We start from the raw sequence: 16414 nt of genomic DNA, 5'->3' as shown, positions 1-16414 counted from the left end.
TTTGTTTTATTACCAAAATTTTATATAATAAAAAAGTTGGAACAATTTGTGAAATTATTCCAACTTATGATGATAGTTAATTAGTATTCTTTATTACAAATATTATTATAATATTTTCTTTTATTAATATATACTCTTATATTGCTAAACTTTATGATATTATTCGCTATTTTATTATCCCTTTAGGATAAATGACAAGCTACCATATGGCCTGATTCTCTCTCTATTAACTTTGGCTCTATTTCATGACATTGATTCATGGCATATTTACATCTAGTAACAAATTTGCAGCCTGACGGTGGATTAAGAGGGCTAGGTACATCTCCTTCTAATACCTTAATAGGATTCTCTATAGCCATTCTTGGATCAGGCTCAAGAACTGATGATAAAAGGGCTTGAGTATAAGGGTGAAGAGGATTGTTATAGATTTCATCACTCTTCCCTATTTCTATTAATTTTCCTAGATACATTACTCCTATTCTATGGGATATATGTCTTACCATAGATAAATCATGGGCTATAAATAAATATGTCAATCCCATTTCATTTTGCAGATCCTCCAGCATATTTACTACCTGTGCTTGAATAGATACATCAAGGGCTGATATAGGTTCATCACATAATATAAATTCTGGATTAATAGATAATGCCCTTGCTATGCCTATTCTCTGCCTTTGTCCCCCGCTGAACTCATGGGGATATCTATCCAGATGGTTCTTTCCTAGTCCTACTTTTTCCAATAATTCCAAAGTCCTCTCCTGTCGTTCCTTTTTACTGCCTATATGGTAAACATCTAAAGGCTCTGAGATTAGATCTTTTACAGTTAAGGTTGGATTAAGTGATGCATAGGGGTCTTGAAATATTACCTGCATTTTTCTTCTATAAGGTCTTAAATCTGACTCCTTTAATTTAGCTATATCTTTTCCTCTATAGAGAATCTGACCACCAGTTATATCAAAAAGTCTAATAATACTTCTACCTGTAGTAGATTTGCCACAACCAGATTCACCTACTAACCCTAGGGTTTCTCCTTCATTTATATAAAAACTCACATCGTCTACAGCTTTTAAATATTGTGATTTACCCATGAAAGATGATTTTTTCACTGGAAAATATTTTTTTAGATTATTAACTTCTATTAACCTTTCTTTTTTCCTATTTTCCATTATTATCATCTCCCTTATCTAAGAGCCAGCACATAGCTCTATGAGCATTTTCTCCATAATATTTAGGCTGTTGTTTTTTGCAGATATCCATTACATAAGGACAACGTTCTGCAAAAGGACATCCTTCTATTGCCTTAGATAAATCTGGTGGATTTCCTCTTATTGGCACAAGTCTTTGTCTTTCCTTAGTATCTTTATTTGGTAAGGATTGAAGTAATCCTTTTGTATATGGATGCATTGGATTATAGAATATATCATCTACAGTTCCTTCCTCCATAATAAGTCCTCCATACATAACTATTACTCTATTGCATGTATTAGCTACTACTCCTAAATCATGGGTTATCAAAATAATTGATGTATCCATCTTTTCCTTCAACTCCATCAGCAATTCAAGTATCTGAGCTTGAATTGTGACATCTAGAGCTGTAGTAGGTTCATCTGCTATAAGCAGCTCAGGTTCACAGCTTAATGCCATGGCAATAATAGCCCTTTGCCTCATACCACCGCTGAATTCATGAGGATAGTTATTATATCTTTCCTCTGGAGAAGGAATACCTACCATTCTTAGCATTTCTATGGCTTTATTTTTAGCTTCAATTTTACTTAATCCCTGATGCCTTCTTATTACATCAGATATTTGTGTTCCCACTGTAAATACTGGATTAAGTGAAGTCATGGGATCTTGAAATATCATAGCTATATCATTGCCACGAATTTTCATCATTTCCTTTTCAGTTTTATCTACTAGGTTTTCTCCCTTATAAACAATCTCGCCATTTGTAATCTTTCCTGTTCCCTTAAGTAATTTAATTATAGACATGGAAGTAACTGATTTTCCGCTTCCAGATTCTCCAACTACCCCAAGGACTTCTCCTTTTTCTAAGTTAAATGAAACTCCACGAATTACTTTAACCTCACCACTATTATTAAAAAAAGAAACCTTTAAATCCTTCAAACTTAATAAGGGCTCTTTCATGTTAAATCTCTCCTTTTCCTTGCCTAATCATTATTTGCCTTAGGCTCAAATGCAACTCTAAATACATCTCCTAAAATATTAAAGCTAAGTACTGTAAGCAATATTAATATCCCGGGAAATAAGGCTAAGTATGGTGCATCTCCAATATATCCTTGGGCATATTTAAGCATACTGCCCCAAGATGAATCTGGTTGACGTACTCCTAATCCTAAGAAAGATAGAGATGATTCTGTTAGAATTGCTCCTGCAATATTTAAGGTTGATGCTACTATAACTGTAGGAAAAATATTTGGTATAATATGTTTAAGCATAATAATATTAGACCTTTCTCCTATAACTTTTGAATATAGTACATACTCCCTTTCCTTAACTGAAAGTGTCTCAGCTCTAACAATTCTTGCTATCCCCATCCAGCTGAATAATCCTATTATAATGATGATATTTTGAATCCCTGGTTTTAAATAAGCATTTAATATAAGTATTAGAAAAAAAGTAGGTATACTCATAAGTATATCTATTGTCCTCATAATTAAGCTATCAACTCTCCCTCCAAAATATCCGCTGATAGTTCCTACTATAGTCCCTATTACCGTTGATATTATCATAGAAAGAAAACCAACTGTCAGAGATACCCTTCCTCCATACAGTGCACGAGCGAAATAATCTCTCCCCATCTCATCTGTACCAAATATATGGTCTTTGCTAGGGGAACTCAAACTATTCATTACATCAATCTTATTTGGATCATGGGGAGATAGAAAGGCGAAGATAGATGCAATTACTAATATGAAGATTATCGTTAGAGCTATAATCCCTAATTTATTTTGTCTTAGCTGATATTTAAGATTTGTTTTTAATCTATCATTCATTGTTATTTCAACTCCTTAATCCTTGGATCCGCAATACCGTATAATATATCTGACAATAAATTTCCTATAATCAATATAAAGGATGAAAACATGGTAATTGCCATAATAAGTGGATAATCATAACTAAATATAGATTTAATGCCTAGTTGTCCCATACCTGGCCATCCAAAAATACTCTCTGTAATAAATGCTCCAGATACTAGTCCTGGTAAAGACATGCCTAGTATTGTAATTACAGGTAAAATTGCATTCTTTAATACGTACTTATACAACACTTCTCTTTTGCTAGCTCCTGATGCATATTCAACCATTACATAATCTTCTCTTAATTGAGATATGGTGCTTGACCTAATATATCTAGTAACTGTAGCTATATTTTGTAAACTTAAAACAATTGTAGGCATTATTCCATGCTTTATTAAATCCCAAGTAGTATGTACTCCTATGGTTCTCATTCCAATACTTGGTAAGAGTTTTAATTTTAAAGATAATACATATACTAGCATCATTGCAAACCAAAAACTTGGTATGGAAATGCCAAGATAGGAAGTAAAAGTAGCAATATTATCAAAGAATTTATTTTGATTTACAGCTGAAATAAGACCTATTATAATTCCCAAAATCATAGAAATCACTAGAGAAGCCCCCATAAGACCTAAAGTTGCTGGAAGTCTTTCAATTATTTGCATTGCTACAGGTCTATGATTTACTAGTGAATATCCTAAATCACCCTTTAGTGCAGACTTTAACCATCTTATATATTGTATATGTATGGGACTATTGAGACCCATGCTTTCTCTTATACTTTCTATCTCTGCTGGCCCCATCTCTGGAGTGATATAGGCCTGTACCGGATCTCCTGGTGCTAATTTTATAAGAAGAAATGAAACTATAGATATGGCAATCATCATTGGTATTGCTTGAATCATTCTCTTTATAATCATTCTTACCACATAAATTCCTCCTAATATAATCACAAAAGTAAACTAAAATTTAGTTTACTTTTGTGGTCTTTATTTAAATTATTCCATAATATAAAGCTTAGATAAATCTCTAAACATAAAGATTGGAACTGGCTTAGCTTCTTCTATTCCACCATATTTTTTATTTACTGCAACTATTGAATTTGGATAAGCTATTGGATATACTACCATATCCTTCATTAATTGTTTTTGAATAGTTTGATAGATTTCCCCTCTTTTAGCTTCATCTGTTTCAACTACTCCATCTTCCCATGCTGCATCTAATTCTTCGTTTGCATATCCCATAAAATTGTTAAAATCCCCCGTTCTGAACAATGGTTTATATCCGTTTGGCTCTACACCCATTACATAACCATTGAACGCCAAATCAAAATCTGTATTTGAAGCATCAAGTAATTTATCATAAAATGCTCCTCTTTCCATTGGTAGAAGTTCTAATTCAATGCCAATTGCCTTTAATTGTTGCTGCATAATAAGCCCAAAGCCTTCATTTTCTTTACTTGAGTTGATATATGCTAATCTTAACTTTAGGTTTTCAACTCCTGCATTTTTAAGAAGTTCTTTTGCTTTTTCCACATTATATTCGTATTTTTCTACATCTGAAGTATGGAATTGTGTACTTGGTACAAATACGGAATATGCTTTCTCCGCATATTCTGATGATTTATAAACTCCTGTTATTATCTCATCTTTATTTATTCCATAGGCTATTGCTTTTCTTACATCCTTATTTTGTAAGTCCTTGTTAGTTAATCTAAATACCATATTATTCAACATACCCTCTTTGTAAAGAACTACATTGAAATTTTCATCTGTATTAAATTTATCCACATCTGCAGTAGTTATATATCTAGCAGACAATTCACCATTTAATAATGCTGTATTTGCTGCATTTGGATCGGCTATTACTCTAAATACTACTGATTCAAGATTTGGTTTTCCGTCAAAATATTCATCAAATCTAACTAATTCTACCTTTTCACCACTCTTCATCTCTTTGAATTTAAATGGCCCTGAACCTATTGGCTCTAGATTTTTTGTACTCTTTGCTAAATCTTCTTCGCCCTCAAATATATGTTGCGGAATTGGACGGATACCACCTAAACTTCCCATAAATGGTACTGAAACTTCTGGTAATATGAATTCTACTGTTAAATCATCTATCTTTTTAGCTTCTACTGGTTTTCCAGCAATTATAAATGAACCTCTGGAATTAGCTTTTTGCTTTTCATCTGTGATTGAATTTAACGTAAAGATTACATCATCTGCATTTAAATCCTCTCCATCATGCCATTTAAGTCCTGATTTTAGCTTTAAGGTATAAGTTAGATAATCTTCTGAAGGAGTAATACTTTCAGCCAAGAAGAATTCTGTTCCTTCTTCATCAATGACATAAAGTGGCGCAAATATTGCATTGTTAATAGTCATAGTAACTCTATCTCCAGCGTATAATGGGTTCATTACATTTGGGTCACTGGCAATTGCAAATATGAAAATCCCACCGTCTACCTTCTGTGGAGCTGTTGGCTCTTGTCCTATATCCGTAGGTGTATCAGTTGGTGCTGGGTCTTCTGTTACTGTCTTATTGCCACAAGCCGTTGATACCAGCATAACTAGTGAAAGTAATAGTACTAACCATTTCTTGTTTCTCATTTCAGTCCTCCTAATATATTGTTAATTTTTTAATATATCAAATCCATAGTTATTGTACAATTACTTTATATATGAATCAAATTGATTATTTTTATATACATGAATGCTAGTATAGCTTAATCTAATGACCTGAATATTCATAGAATTAGGTTTTTTTAGGCTGATTTTACTGCATTTTAAATAGTTTTATATGTATATGAATTTTAATAGTATAAAGCATTACTTTTTCAGCTTTCTCGATATTGTTGATGGATTTACGCTTAAGGCTTTTGCCGCTTTTCTGATACTTCCATGTTCTTTAACTGCCTTTGTAAGAATATTATATTCAAATTCATCCATAATTTCTTTTAATGGTCGATTTGTTTCAAAATAATCTATATCTTGATTTACATAGTAAACAGAGCCTTCTTTTTGGTTAATTGATTCAACATACCTCAAATCCTCAATAGTTATTATACCGTTAATAGTAATTAGAATTAATCTCTCAATTTTGTTTTTTAATTCTCTGACATTTCCGGTCCACTCTTTATCTATCAATGCTTCTATTACATTACGTGATAATTTTTTTGTGGTGTTGTATTTCTTATTAAAATAATCGGTATAATATAGAGATAAAATTGGTATATCATCTCTTCTCTCTGATAGAGGAGGTATAAAAGCTGGTATAACATTAAGCCTAAAATACAAATCGTTTCTAAACAACCCTTGCTCGACTAAATCTTTAATATCTCTGTTTGTTGCACATATAATGCGTATATCAGATTTAATTTCCTTATAGCCACCTACCCGTAAAAACTTGCCGTCTTGAATTACTCTTAAAAGTGCTGATTGTAAATTCAAAGACATTTCCCCAATTTCATCCAAAAATAAAGTTCCTTTTTGGGATTGTTCAATAATTCCTTTTTTTCCAAATCTTGATGCTCCCGTAAAAGAACCTGCTTCATATCCAAAAAATTCTGACTCTTTTAAGCCATCCACTATTGATGCACAATTTATTTTAATGAATGATTCTTCTTTTCTGTTGCTGTTATTATGTATTAATTCCGTCAGCAGTTCCTTCCCCACACCTGAATCTCCTGTAATTAAAACAGGAGCATCTGACTTTGCTACTCTCAAACATAGACTTATAATGTCTTTCATTTTATCGTTTATACTAATAATATTTTCAGTTTTATATTTATTAAAATCCTTGGGTATTATTGCACAATTGTCTTCATCATACAATACATAACCGTCATATTTTTCCATGCTTGTTCCCTCCTATGCTTTTTATTAAATAGTAATACTAAAAATAAAATCCATAGTCTTTTGCAGTTGTTTCAAATTTATTAAGATAACTAATTGAACCTTCCTTATCCAACTGACTTAAAAGAACGATAATAATATTTATTACGCTGAAAGGAGTCGCATAAAAATCTGTTATTGATATTGATTCGCAAGGTATAGTAAAAGTGATATCAGACAAAGGTGTCAGAGGGGACATTATATTGTCAGTTATAGATACAATTTTAAAATTATTCTTTTTAAAAAAATTTGTTACTCTTATAGTTTCTTTTGGATATCTGGCAAATGCAATTGAAATGACAATTGAATCATGGTCGAATAAAGAAAATTTATTAAAACTATCCGTTCCGTCCGATATTATTTTCGTAGCTTTTTTACCTAATTTATTAAACATTTGCTCGGCATATATTGCAATCACACTCGAACTTCTAGTTCCAATAATAATAATTTCCGGAGCTTTATAAATTTCTTCTATTATTGAATAAAATACGGATTCATCAAAATTTTCCATCATTTTATTTAGATTTGATATTTCCTTATTAATTATTAAATTTTTTATATTATTAATTTTGGGATTTACATTGACCAAAGAGAATTCAAATCTGTCTGTAGATTTCAATTCTAGCATAGCAAATTCTCTGATAAAATTTCTAAAACTCTCATAATCACTAAATCCTACTTTATTAATATATGATGTTATATGTTCTAAATCTACAGATGTAATTTTGGAAATGTCCATCATATCTAAGAATGATATTTTCTTATAATTTTCTTTTATATATTCAGCTAATCTTGTTTCATATTTATTCAATGTAAGGGAACTGTCTGTCAATCTATCAAAAAAGTTAATATTTTCCATACAAATCCATCCTTTCTATCCGTTTTAATAACATTTTCTTGTCCTCATTGTATCATATAGATATATATTCTCAATACCAATTCAAAAAAGTGTTGCAATTAAGCAACAACAATATTGAATTAAATGCATTTGTTTTTTAGTATTATGAGATAATATATATAAACCATTTATAAATTAGTATTTATCGTATAAATTGACAATCTAGTGTTGCATAATAACAACATGTTCGAATATAGCAACAGTAATTATCTGAATATTGAAATTATAATTCCTGATAAATGTTGAAATTCTGATATAAACCACATTGAATTGACTTGGCATGATTTTTGCTATTTATAATACTGCAGAAAGCTAAATTTTATAAATAGGGGTGATGTAAATGAAATTTATAAAATCAATTGGTTTCCCAAAAATGCATAAGGAAGAAGGTGAAAAGAGAGATTTTTTACCAGAATTATTTGAAAATTTAAACGAATATGACGTTCAAATTTTTCTCGAAGAGGATTATGGAAAAGATTTGGGGTATACTCCACAAGATTATATCCAAAAGAACAAAAATATTATATTCACTCCTCGTAATGAGGTGTATAAAAAAGACTTAATAGTCGTTTTACGAGCTCCTGAAATAGATGAGCTTAATCTTATCAATGAAGATTCAACACTAATTTCTATGCTTCATTATGAAACTAGAGAAACAAGGAATAATATTCTTCGACAAAAGAAAATAAATTGTTATTCGATGGACTCGATGCTTGATGACGAAAATCAGAGAATTATGGTAAATTACCGAGGAACATCAAGAGCTGGCTCTCGTATAGCTTTCGAACAATTAAAAAAACAAACCAATAATTTTCAGAATACAAAAGACAAAATAATCAATGTTACTATTATAGGTATGGGTGCTGTTTCTGCCAATTGCGCCAAAGCCTTCGAGGAATTTAGTGATGAGGAATTCCTTTCGAAAAATAATGGTAGAGGTCTTATAGTCCATATGATTCCAAGAAATATAACTCAAAATTATGAAAATTTAAAAATAATTATAGAAAAATCTGATATACTCGTAGATGCAAGTAAAAGACCTGATCCTACCAAAATAATAATACGAAATGAGCTGATTAATTATTTACCTGATTATGCTGTAATACTTGATCTGACTGCTGACCCATATAATGATAGTGTTTCGCCTGCACAAGTTAAGGCAATAGAAGGAATTCCAACAGGGACATTGGATAAATTCGTCATAGAAATTGACGATGATTTATATAATAATTTACCCAAAACAGTCAATAGTAAAAACAGAAGATTAGTAGTAAGCTGCAATGCTTGGCCTGGTGTTGATGCAAAAGATTGTATGAAACTATATGGCAGATTGATAACACCATTCTTGGATGTAATATTAAGCAAAGGTCCTCTTAACCTTAATGAGAAAAGTAAAAATATTTATGAAAGATCTCTCTATAGATCTTCATTAGATTATTATTTAAACAACAAAAACAATTAAAATGAGGTGATTAAATGTTCAGAATAGGAATAGATACTGGGGGAACAAATACAGACGTTGTTTTGACAAATGTTGAGACAGGAAAAATATACTATACAAAAACTCCCTCTACTCCAAAAGAATTGCTTAAAGGCATCAACACAGGCATAAATAAAATCATTGATGAATATGGAGTTAAACCCCAGGAAATCGAAGAATTGATTTATGGTACAACAATAGTCGTAAATATGATTGCACAGAAACTTAATGAGGCGACTGCATTAATAACAACTAGAGGATTCAGAGATGTTCTGGAAATTGGAAGAGCATATAGAAGTGAAAATATTTATGATATTAACATGGACAAGCCAGAACCTCTAATAAAAAGAAATTTAAGATTCGAAGTTTCTGAAAGAATAAACTTTTTAGGTCAGGAACTTGAGCCTTTAAATGAAAATGAAGTTATAGAAATTATTAATAAATTAAAAGAAAAGAAAATTCGTGCTGTAGCCGTATGTTTGATGCATTCATACGCAAATCCCGATCATGAAATAAAAATAAAAGAAATAATAAATAGAGAATGGCCGGAAGCTTATGTTTCAATTTCAGCTGATATCAATCCTCAATTCAGGGAATACGAAAGAACATCTACTACTGTAATAAATGCATTTATGATGCCAAGTATGGCTTCACATTTAGTCGATTTTAAAAATCAAATGGACAATAGCCAAATAGATGCAAAGTATTATATGATGCAAGGTAATGCAGGAATAATGACATTTGATACAGCATTAACAAAACCTGTTTCAGTATCGGATTCAGGGCCAATTGCAGGTATCATAGCGGCAAACTATATAAGTAAATTGATAGACGAAAAAAACATTATCACTTTTGATATGGGTGGAACGAGTACTGATGTTGCATTGATTCAAGACAATGTAATGAAATTTACTACAGATAGTCATATTGAAGGGTATCCCATAAGCATTCCTACAGTTGATCTTAATTTTATTGGAGCCGGAGGAGGAAGCATTGCATGGGTTGATGGAGGCGGCGCATTAAAGGTTGGTCCTTTGAGTGCAGGAGCAGAACCTGGACCTGTATGTTATGGAAAGGGCGGAGAAAAACCCACCGTAACTGATGCAAACCTCGTTACCGGAAGAATTAGACCTGAAATATTTGAAGAAAATTTGGATAATGCAATGGAAAAAACTGAAAATGCAATTTCCAGATATATTGCAGCTCCTTTGGGCATTGACACAATAAAAGCAGCGGAAGGTATCATTGATGTGGTAAATTCTAACATGATAAGGGCTATAAAATTTGTTTCTGTTCAAAAGGGATACGACCCAAGAGAATTTACACTAGTAGCCTTCGGTGGTGCAGGTGGACTTCATGCAGGAAAACTTGCTGAAGAGCTTGAAATTCCGAAAGTTATTGTTCCTTATTCACCAGGAACTTTCAGTGCAGTAGGATTAGTATTATCTGATATAAAATGCGATTACGTTCATTCTAAGTTGATGACAAAAGAGCAAATAAGTCCAGAGATATTAAATGATATATATATAGAACTGGACAAGCAGGGGAATGACGGACTTGAAAAACAAAATGTATCTGAAGAAAATAAGCTACTAATAAGAACTTGTGATATGAGATATTTTGGTCAAGCTTTTGAAATAAGTGTTCCACTTCCACCCAAAGCTTTAACTGAAAAAGATATCGACGATATGATTGAAAACTTCCATAATCTTCACGAACACGCATATGGCCATTGCATGAAAGAAGACCCTATTGAATTCGTGAATTATAGAGTCAGTGCAATTGGAACCATTGTAAAACCTGATATTAAGAAAAGTTCACAGGTAAATAAAATAGAAAAAAGATTAGGGACAGCTATTTTTGACGGCAAAGAGCACAATGTACCAATTATAAATAGAGATTCATTAAGCACCGGCGAAACCATTGAAGGTCCTGCTATAGTAGCTGAAATGGGTGCCACCGTAGTTATATACCCTAATCATACGGCTACGGTTGATGACATGAAAAACATTATTATGCACACAAATATTAATGTATAAGGATGGTGAATTAAATGGCTAATGTTATTTTGCTTGAGGTTATCAATAATGCTTTACGTTCTGTAGCTGAGCAAATGTCAGCTACTATGGTCAGAAGCAGCTACTCAACTATTGTAAAAGAAATGATGGACTGTTCTTCTGCTATTTTTGATGGCAGCGGGAGATTATTGGCTGAAGGAGCTAATATTCCGATACATTTAAATTGCCTTGGACCATGTTTAAATACTGTACTTACAAAATATTTTTCAAAGGAAGATTTAAATCCCGGAGATTTAATACTAACCAACCACCCATATGCCGGTGGAGAATCTTTGGGCAGTCACCATACTAAGGATTTAATTATGATAGCACCTGTATTTCATGATAATAATGAGCTTATTGCATTTTCTATGACAATGTTACATCACAAAGATGTTGGCGGAGTTTGGACAGGCGATTCGTGGACTGTTGAAATATGGCAAGAAGGGTTCTTATTGGAACCAATAAAATTATATGATAAAGGAATAAGAAATGAAGCACTTTGGAATGTAATTCTAAATAACACAAGAACTCCAAGAGATATGAAAGGTGACTTAATGGCTCAAATTTCTGCATGCAATATTGGAATAAAAGGTTTTAAACAAATTGTCAAAAAATATGGTTTAGAGCTTGTAAAAGAAGTTACGGAAGATCTTTTGAATTACTCCGAAAGATTGACAAGAAATGAAATAATACTTATAAAAGACGGTAGTTACACACATGAGGAAAAGATTCTTGATGACGGATTTGAAGGAGGTCCATATAATTTAAAATTAACAGTAATAGTTGAGGGAGATAATATAACCTTTGATTATACCGGCACTGATAAACAAATAAGAGGTCCTATAAATTCACCTCTTTCAGCAACTATTTCAGCAACATATTATGCCATGAGGTGTATAACAAATGCAGATATTCCATCAAATCAAGGGTGTCAACGGCCAATAAAAGTAATCGCTCCAGAGGGAACTCTTGTAAACTGTCAAATGCCAATAGGATGCTTCCAAAGAATGGTTACAGATCACATATTAGTTGATCTGATAATGGGTGCAATGGCTAATGCTATACCAAATAAAGTAATGGCTGATTCTTGCGGAACAAATTATGATTTTTGTTCAGGAACCAATTTGGAAACTCATCCTCGTGGCGGTGAAATAACTCACCGACAATATTGGGGTGAAATAGTACCTGGTGGTCTAGGTGCGAGATCTGACAAAGATGGTATAACAATAATGTCATGTCACGTCACAAATTGTCCTATTCCTCCATTAGAAGCTCAAGAAATAGAAGCCCCTATGCTGTTTATTGAGAGATCTATTCTGCCAGATTCTGAGGGTGCAGGAAAATTCAGAAGTGGATTCGCACAAAGAAGAAAATGGAAATTAGTAGGGCATGATGGCATATTCTCACACGTATCACAAAAATCAAAAATACCTCCACAAGGGATGCACGGAGGAAAACATGGAAACACGAGTAAATGGATAATAAATGAGGGAAAAGAAGATGAAAAAATATTGGACTATGCTATGGGTGATGTGATTTTTCTTAATTACGGTGATACAATAACATGTATTACAGCAAGCGGTGGAGGATATGGAAATCCATTAGAGAGAGATATGGAAAAAGTTAAAGAGGATGTTGAAATGGGCTTAGTTTCTATAGAAAATGCAAAGTTGAAATATGGAGTTATAATTAATCCTATAACACATGAAATAGATTATGAAGAATCAAACCGTCTAAGAAATATCAAATAGACCACAAAATCAAGCCACTTAAGAAATATTAAATACTAGAATTAAATTATGAAAGGAGAATTTTCATGAGTGAAAATGTAAAAAACATCCTGAATAAAGATAAAAAGCAGGTTAGTTTCGGTATGGCTTTTTTATGCATGGTCTCTTTAGCTTTAATATTCGTGGGTGGATTTGCACTACTAAAAATATCTACACAAGTTGTATTTTTGATTGCTATTATTGTGTGTTCAATAATAGGTATTATTAATGGTTTTAGTCTTCAAGATATAGAAAGCTTTTTCCTAAAAGGATGTAAAGATGTAATATTAGCTGCAATGATACTAATGGCAGTTGGTGCTGTCATTGGTTCATGGATAGTATCGGGTATAGTGCCTACTATAATATATTACGGGCTCAGCATATTAACTCCCGCTACATTTATTATTGCAGGTTTTTTAATATGTTGCATAATATCATTTTTTACAGGAAGTTCATATACTGCTATTTCAACTCTAGGCGTAGCATTTATGGGTATTGGAATTGGGCTAAATATTAATCCTGCCATTACAGCAGGCATGGTAGTTTCAGGTTCTGTTTTTGGAGATAAACTCTCTCCTTTTTCAGACTCAACTAACTTAGCAGCAGCAGTATCTGATTGCAATGTCTTTGAACACGTTAGGTCTATGTTATTTACAACAATACCTGCTGTAATTATATCAGCAATATTGTATTTCTTAATAAGTCTAAAATATCAAGGACTTGAACTTGATATGACTTTGATTAACAATATAAAGGGAGTTTTAGATACTAATTTTAACATTACTCCTATACTTCTAATAGTTCCAATATTCACAATATTTTTGGCTGTAAAAAAGATTCCACCTCTTGTTGCATTAATTATTAGCTCGCTTATGGGAATCTTTGCAGCATTTTTATTCCAAGGCTCCCATTATGAATTAAAGACAATAATAAATTCTCTTGGCAACGGATTCAGCATCAATACAGATATACCTGAAATTAATAAACTACTTAACCGAGGCGGAATGTTAAGTATGATGGGAGCAACAGCACTAGCATTCTTAGCTGTTGGACTCGGTGAAATACTTCAAAGTATAGGAGTATTAGATGTAGCATTGAATAAAATGAATAAAATTATCCGTTCTGAAGGCACTCTAGTTATATTCACTCTTTTAACGAGTTTGATTGTAACAATTTTGTGTGCGAGCCAGTATATTTCAATTATTCTTACTGGTCAATTAATGAAAAACTCATATACTGAGTACAAAGTTAAGAAGACTGTTTTATCACGGACTCTTGAAGATGGAGGAACAATATTCTGTTATTTGATCCCATGGTCTACATCTGGAGTATATATAGCAGGGGTTCTGGGTATAGAAGTCACCGCATATGCACCGTATGCATTCTTCTGCATTCTATGTCCTATAATAGCAGCTATATATGCTTTCACTGGATTTGCAATATTTAAAGAAGATGAAAGTAAAGAACCGGTTTAATCATCCGATTCATTTACAGATTAGGCAGATGAAGGTTTTTTGAGAAACAATTATTAACAACTAAAATACAAGCCTAAATTAAAGTGGCTATCCTATAATGATAAAAATAATCATTAAAAAGATAGCTACTTTTCTCTTTGAATTCACTTATGTCTGAAATTTATTTTATCTCCCTAAAACAAACAAAGCCTTTTCTTTAGCAAAGTTTTGTACATTAAACAAAAGCAATATCTCATCAATTCCCTTCTCTTTGACAAGCTCTTCTATACTCATATTAAAATGTCTAGGATCTATAACTATGATTTTTTCATAATGATTTGTTAGAAATGGAATAAAGCTATTAGCAAAAGAATCTTTGATTACCAATAAAGATTTTTTGTTTTTCACTGATGTTTCTATTTCCATTAGTGATTTATCTCCTCCTAAGAAATAAGAGTACTTATCAGTTTTATTTAAATAAGTTTCATCATAAAGGCTATAAACTTCTTCTTTATTATTAATTTTAATATTATACTTCACATTCTCCTTTGGTTCATAAATATATATATCATCTGGTTTTCCTAAATAAAAATTAGCCTTTCTATAATTAGTTCCCCAAAACTCTTGAGATATCTTTTTTACTATAAACTCCTCTTCCTTTAATGGATTTTCTCCTATTGCTTCCATATAATATTTATAAGCATAAAAAACTCCTTTAGTAGTCCAATGATGGTCAGTTCTATAGTATATATCTTCATTAGATTTTTCACTTAGGGCTTTTACTAAATTTATTAGTTTCATTTTTCCATTAAAAGAGGATTTCAATTTATCTATAATATAACTTTCATCAACTATAGGAGCATATAAGGGCAATTTATGATTTAGAACTGTAGACTTACTAGGTACCAATAGAGAGGTAACAGGAATATTATGCTTATTCATTTTATCTAAAAATATACTGATACTCTCTATATTTTTCTTTAATTGTTCTTCATCTATTTCCTTATCTATATCAAATAAATAATCTTCTTTTCCAAAGTAAGCTCTGCCATTATCCTTTTTTAATAAAGATAAATCTGCAATTGTCTTTAATCCTATCCAATTATCTTTAGAGATAAATTGGTCCGTTGTATAGGTTTCAAAATCTTTACTAAACTTTCCAGATATTATAGTATCCAAATTAAGCTTTGGAAGTCCTTGTAGATATCTATTTTCTTTGTTGGAAAACACCCTTTTGGGTGATACTATATTACCTATGGATAATGATAATAATAATCCAGTACATATTATAACTCTTGCTTTTTCTTTCATATCTATCCTCCTAAAAACGAAAATATAAAAATGGATTATAAGATTGATCTACTAGATATGCTATTGATAATACTACTACTAAGAATAAAAATACATTTTCTGCAATCCATGATATCTTGCTAAATCTATTATTCACATGCTTCCACAACCTCTTAGGTATATCTGTTGACCCTATTATAAGAATTAAAAATAATAATATATTGGTATATAGTAGATATAAAGATGTATGGTTAAAAATATCATTACTTCCAAATCCAAATAAGATTTTAATATAACTTAGCCCATCCTTTATGGAATCAAAGGCGAATATGGCCCATGATACAAGGACTAGAAATAGGGTATAAATTCTTGTAAGCCACTGAGGTAATTTCTTCAATATATCAAGAAGAAATAGTTTTCTGCAATCAATATAATTCCAAAGAATAATCCCCACAGGGCAAAATTCCAGCTGGCACCATGCCATATTCCAGTTAAAATCCAAACTATTAATATATTTCTAATATGATTA

Annotated in this window: 13 protein-coding genes; 4 read left to right on the top strand and 9 right to left on the bottom strand. The window is 31.7% G+C overall.

Annotated features, from left to right (window positions below):
* Positions 1–182 precede the first annotated feature (182 nt).
* From CIW83_RS14535 to CIW83_RS14505, 7 genes are all read right to left on the bottom strand, one after another.
* Positions 183–1166 carry an ABC transporter ATP-binding protein gene (locus CIW83_RS14535; RefSeq protein ID WP_094902401.1) on the bottom strand — a complete coding sequence of 328 codons (984 nt, stop codon included), beginning with the start codon at positions 1164–1166 and terminating at the stop codon, positions 183–185.
* Complete coding sequence (locus CIW83_RS14530) at positions 1156–2145, bottom strand: ABC transporter ATP-binding protein (protein WP_094902399.1); 990 nt, start codon at positions 2143–2145, stop codon at positions 1156–1158. Before CIW83_RS14530 ends, CIW83_RS14535 begins: the two co-directional genes overlap by 11 nt.
* A gap of 23 nt (positions 2146–2168) precedes the next feature.
* A complete protein-coding gene (locus CIW83_RS14525; protein WP_201259908.1) occupies positions 2169–3014 on the bottom strand; it encodes an ABC transporter permease in 846 nt (281 codons plus the stop codon).
* A 2-nt stretch (positions 3015–3016) separates the two neighbouring features.
* Complete coding sequence (locus CIW83_RS14520) at positions 3017–3958, bottom strand: ABC transporter permease (RefSeq protein ID WP_235601351.1); 942 nt, start codon at positions 3956–3958, stop codon at positions 3017–3019.
* Positions 3959–4036: 78 nt separating this feature from the next.
* Positions 4037–5650 carry an ABC transporter substrate-binding protein gene (locus CIW83_RS14515; protein ID WP_094902393.1) on the bottom strand — a complete coding sequence of 538 codons (1614 nt, stop codon included), beginning with the start codon at positions 5648–5650 and terminating at the stop codon, positions 4037–4039.
* Between the two features lie 219 nt (positions 5651–5869).
* A complete protein-coding gene (locus tag CIW83_RS14510; RefSeq protein ID WP_094902391.1) occupies positions 5870–6898 on the bottom strand; it encodes a sigma-54-dependent Fis family transcriptional regulator in 1029 nt (342 codons plus the stop codon).
* 37 nt (positions 6899–6935) lie between these two features.
* Positions 6936–7793 carry a MurR/RpiR family transcriptional regulator gene (locus CIW83_RS14505; protein ID WP_094902389.1) on the bottom strand — a complete coding sequence of 286 codons (858 nt, stop codon included), beginning with the start codon at positions 7791–7793 and terminating at the stop codon, positions 6936–6938.
* A gap of 379 nt (positions 7794–8172) precedes the next feature.
* Between CIW83_RS14505 and CIW83_RS14500 the strand changes: the two genes are divergently transcribed.
* From CIW83_RS14500 to nhaC, 4 genes are all read left to right on the top strand, one after another.
* Complete coding sequence (locus CIW83_RS14500) at positions 8173–9294, top strand: hypothetical protein (RefSeq protein ID WP_094902387.1); 1122 nt, start codon at positions 8173–8175, stop codon at positions 9292–9294.
* A 14-nt stretch (positions 9295–9308) separates the two neighbouring features.
* Positions 9309–11351: a hydantoinase/oxoprolinase family protein gene (locus CIW83_RS14495; protein WP_094902385.1), complete on the top strand. Its 2043-nt coding sequence runs from the start codon at positions 9309–9311 to the stop codon at positions 11349–11351.
* Positions 11352–11365: 14 nt separating this feature from the next.
* Entirely contained in the window at positions 11366–13123 is a 1758-nt protein-coding gene (locus CIW83_RS14490; protein ID WP_094902383.1) for a hydantoinase B/oxoprolinase family protein, read from the top strand.
* A gap of 65 nt (positions 13124–13188) precedes the next feature.
* Complete coding sequence (nhaC, locus tag CIW83_RS14485; protein ID WP_094902381.1) at positions 13189–14616, top strand: Na+/H+ antiporter NhaC; 1428 nt, start codon at positions 13189–13191, stop codon at positions 14614–14616.
* A 165-nt stretch (positions 14617–14781) separates the two neighbouring features.
* Here the strand turns inward: nhaC and CIW83_RS14480 are convergent, their stop codons facing one another.
* Together CIW83_RS14480 and CIW83_RS23085 are read right to left on the bottom strand one after the other, a co-directional pair.
* The gene (locus tag CIW83_RS14480; RefSeq protein WP_094902379.1) at positions 14782–15906 is read right to left on the bottom strand and encodes a DHHW family protein; all 1125 of its coding nucleotides are present in this window, start codon (positions 15904–15906) and stop codon (positions 14782–14784) included.
* 10 nt (positions 15907–15916) lie between these two features.
* The gene (locus tag CIW83_RS23085; protein WP_201259910.1) at positions 15917–16339 is read right to left on the bottom strand and encodes a hypothetical protein; all 423 of its coding nucleotides are present in this window, start codon (positions 16337–16339) and stop codon (positions 15917–15919) included.
* Positions 16340–16414: the final 75 nt, after the last annotated feature.

Origin of the sequence: Tissierella sp. P1 (assembly GCF_002266425.1) — a bacterium.
Lineage (GTDB): Bacteria > Bacillota > Clostridia > Tissierellales > Tissierellaceae > Tissierella > Tissierella carlieri.
The sequence above is the reverse complement of the archived record's forward strand: the minus strand, read 5'-3'. Positions and strand labels throughout refer to the sequence as shown.

Excerpts from the sequence above, each read along its gene's own strand:
- CIW83_RS14535 (WP_094902401.1), bottom strand. The coding sequence starts at position 1,166 with ATGGAAAATAGGAAAAAAGAAAGGTTAATAGAAGTTAATAATCTAAAA.
- CIW83_RS14525 (WP_201259908.1), bottom strand. The coding sequence starts at position 3,014 with ATGAATGATAGATTAAAAACAAATCTTAAATATCAGCTAAGACAAAAT.
- CIW83_RS14495 (WP_094902385.1), top strand. The coding sequence starts at position 9,309 with ATGTTCAGAATAGGAATAGATACTGGGGGAACAAATACAGACGTTGTT.
- CIW83_RS14515 (WP_094902393.1), bottom strand. The coding sequence starts at position 5,650 with ATGAGAAACAAGAAATGGTTAGTACTATTACTTTCACTAGTTATGCTG.
- nhaC (WP_094902381.1), top strand. The coding sequence starts at position 13,189 with ATGAGTGAAAATGTAAAAAACATCCTGAATAAAGATAAAAAGCAGGTT.
- CIW83_RS14505 (WP_094902389.1), bottom strand. The coding sequence starts at position 7,793 with ATGGAAAATATTAACTTTTTTGATAGATTGACAGACAGTTCCCTTACA.
- CIW83_RS14530 (WP_094902399.1), bottom strand. The coding sequence starts at position 2,145 with ATGAAAGAGCCCTTATTAAGTTTGAAGGATTTAAAGGTTTCTTTTTTT.
- CIW83_RS14500 (WP_094902387.1), top strand. The coding sequence starts at position 8,173 with ATGAAATTTATAAAATCAATTGGTTTCCCAAAAATGCATAAGGAAGAA.
- CIW83_RS14480 (WP_094902379.1), bottom strand. The coding sequence starts at position 15,906 with ATGAAAGAAAAAGCAAGAGTTATAATATGTACTGGATTATTATTATCA.
- CIW83_RS14520 (WP_235601351.1), bottom strand. The coding sequence starts at position 3,958 with ATGATTATAAAGAGAATGATTCAAGCAATACCAATGATGATTGCCATA.
- CIW83_RS14510 (WP_094902391.1), bottom strand. The coding sequence starts at position 6,898 with ATGGAAAAATATGACGGTTATGTATTGTATGATGAAGACAATTGTGCA.
- CIW83_RS14490 (WP_094902383.1), top strand. The coding sequence starts at position 11,366 with ATGGCTAATGTTATTTTGCTTGAGGTTATCAATAATGCTTTACGTTCT.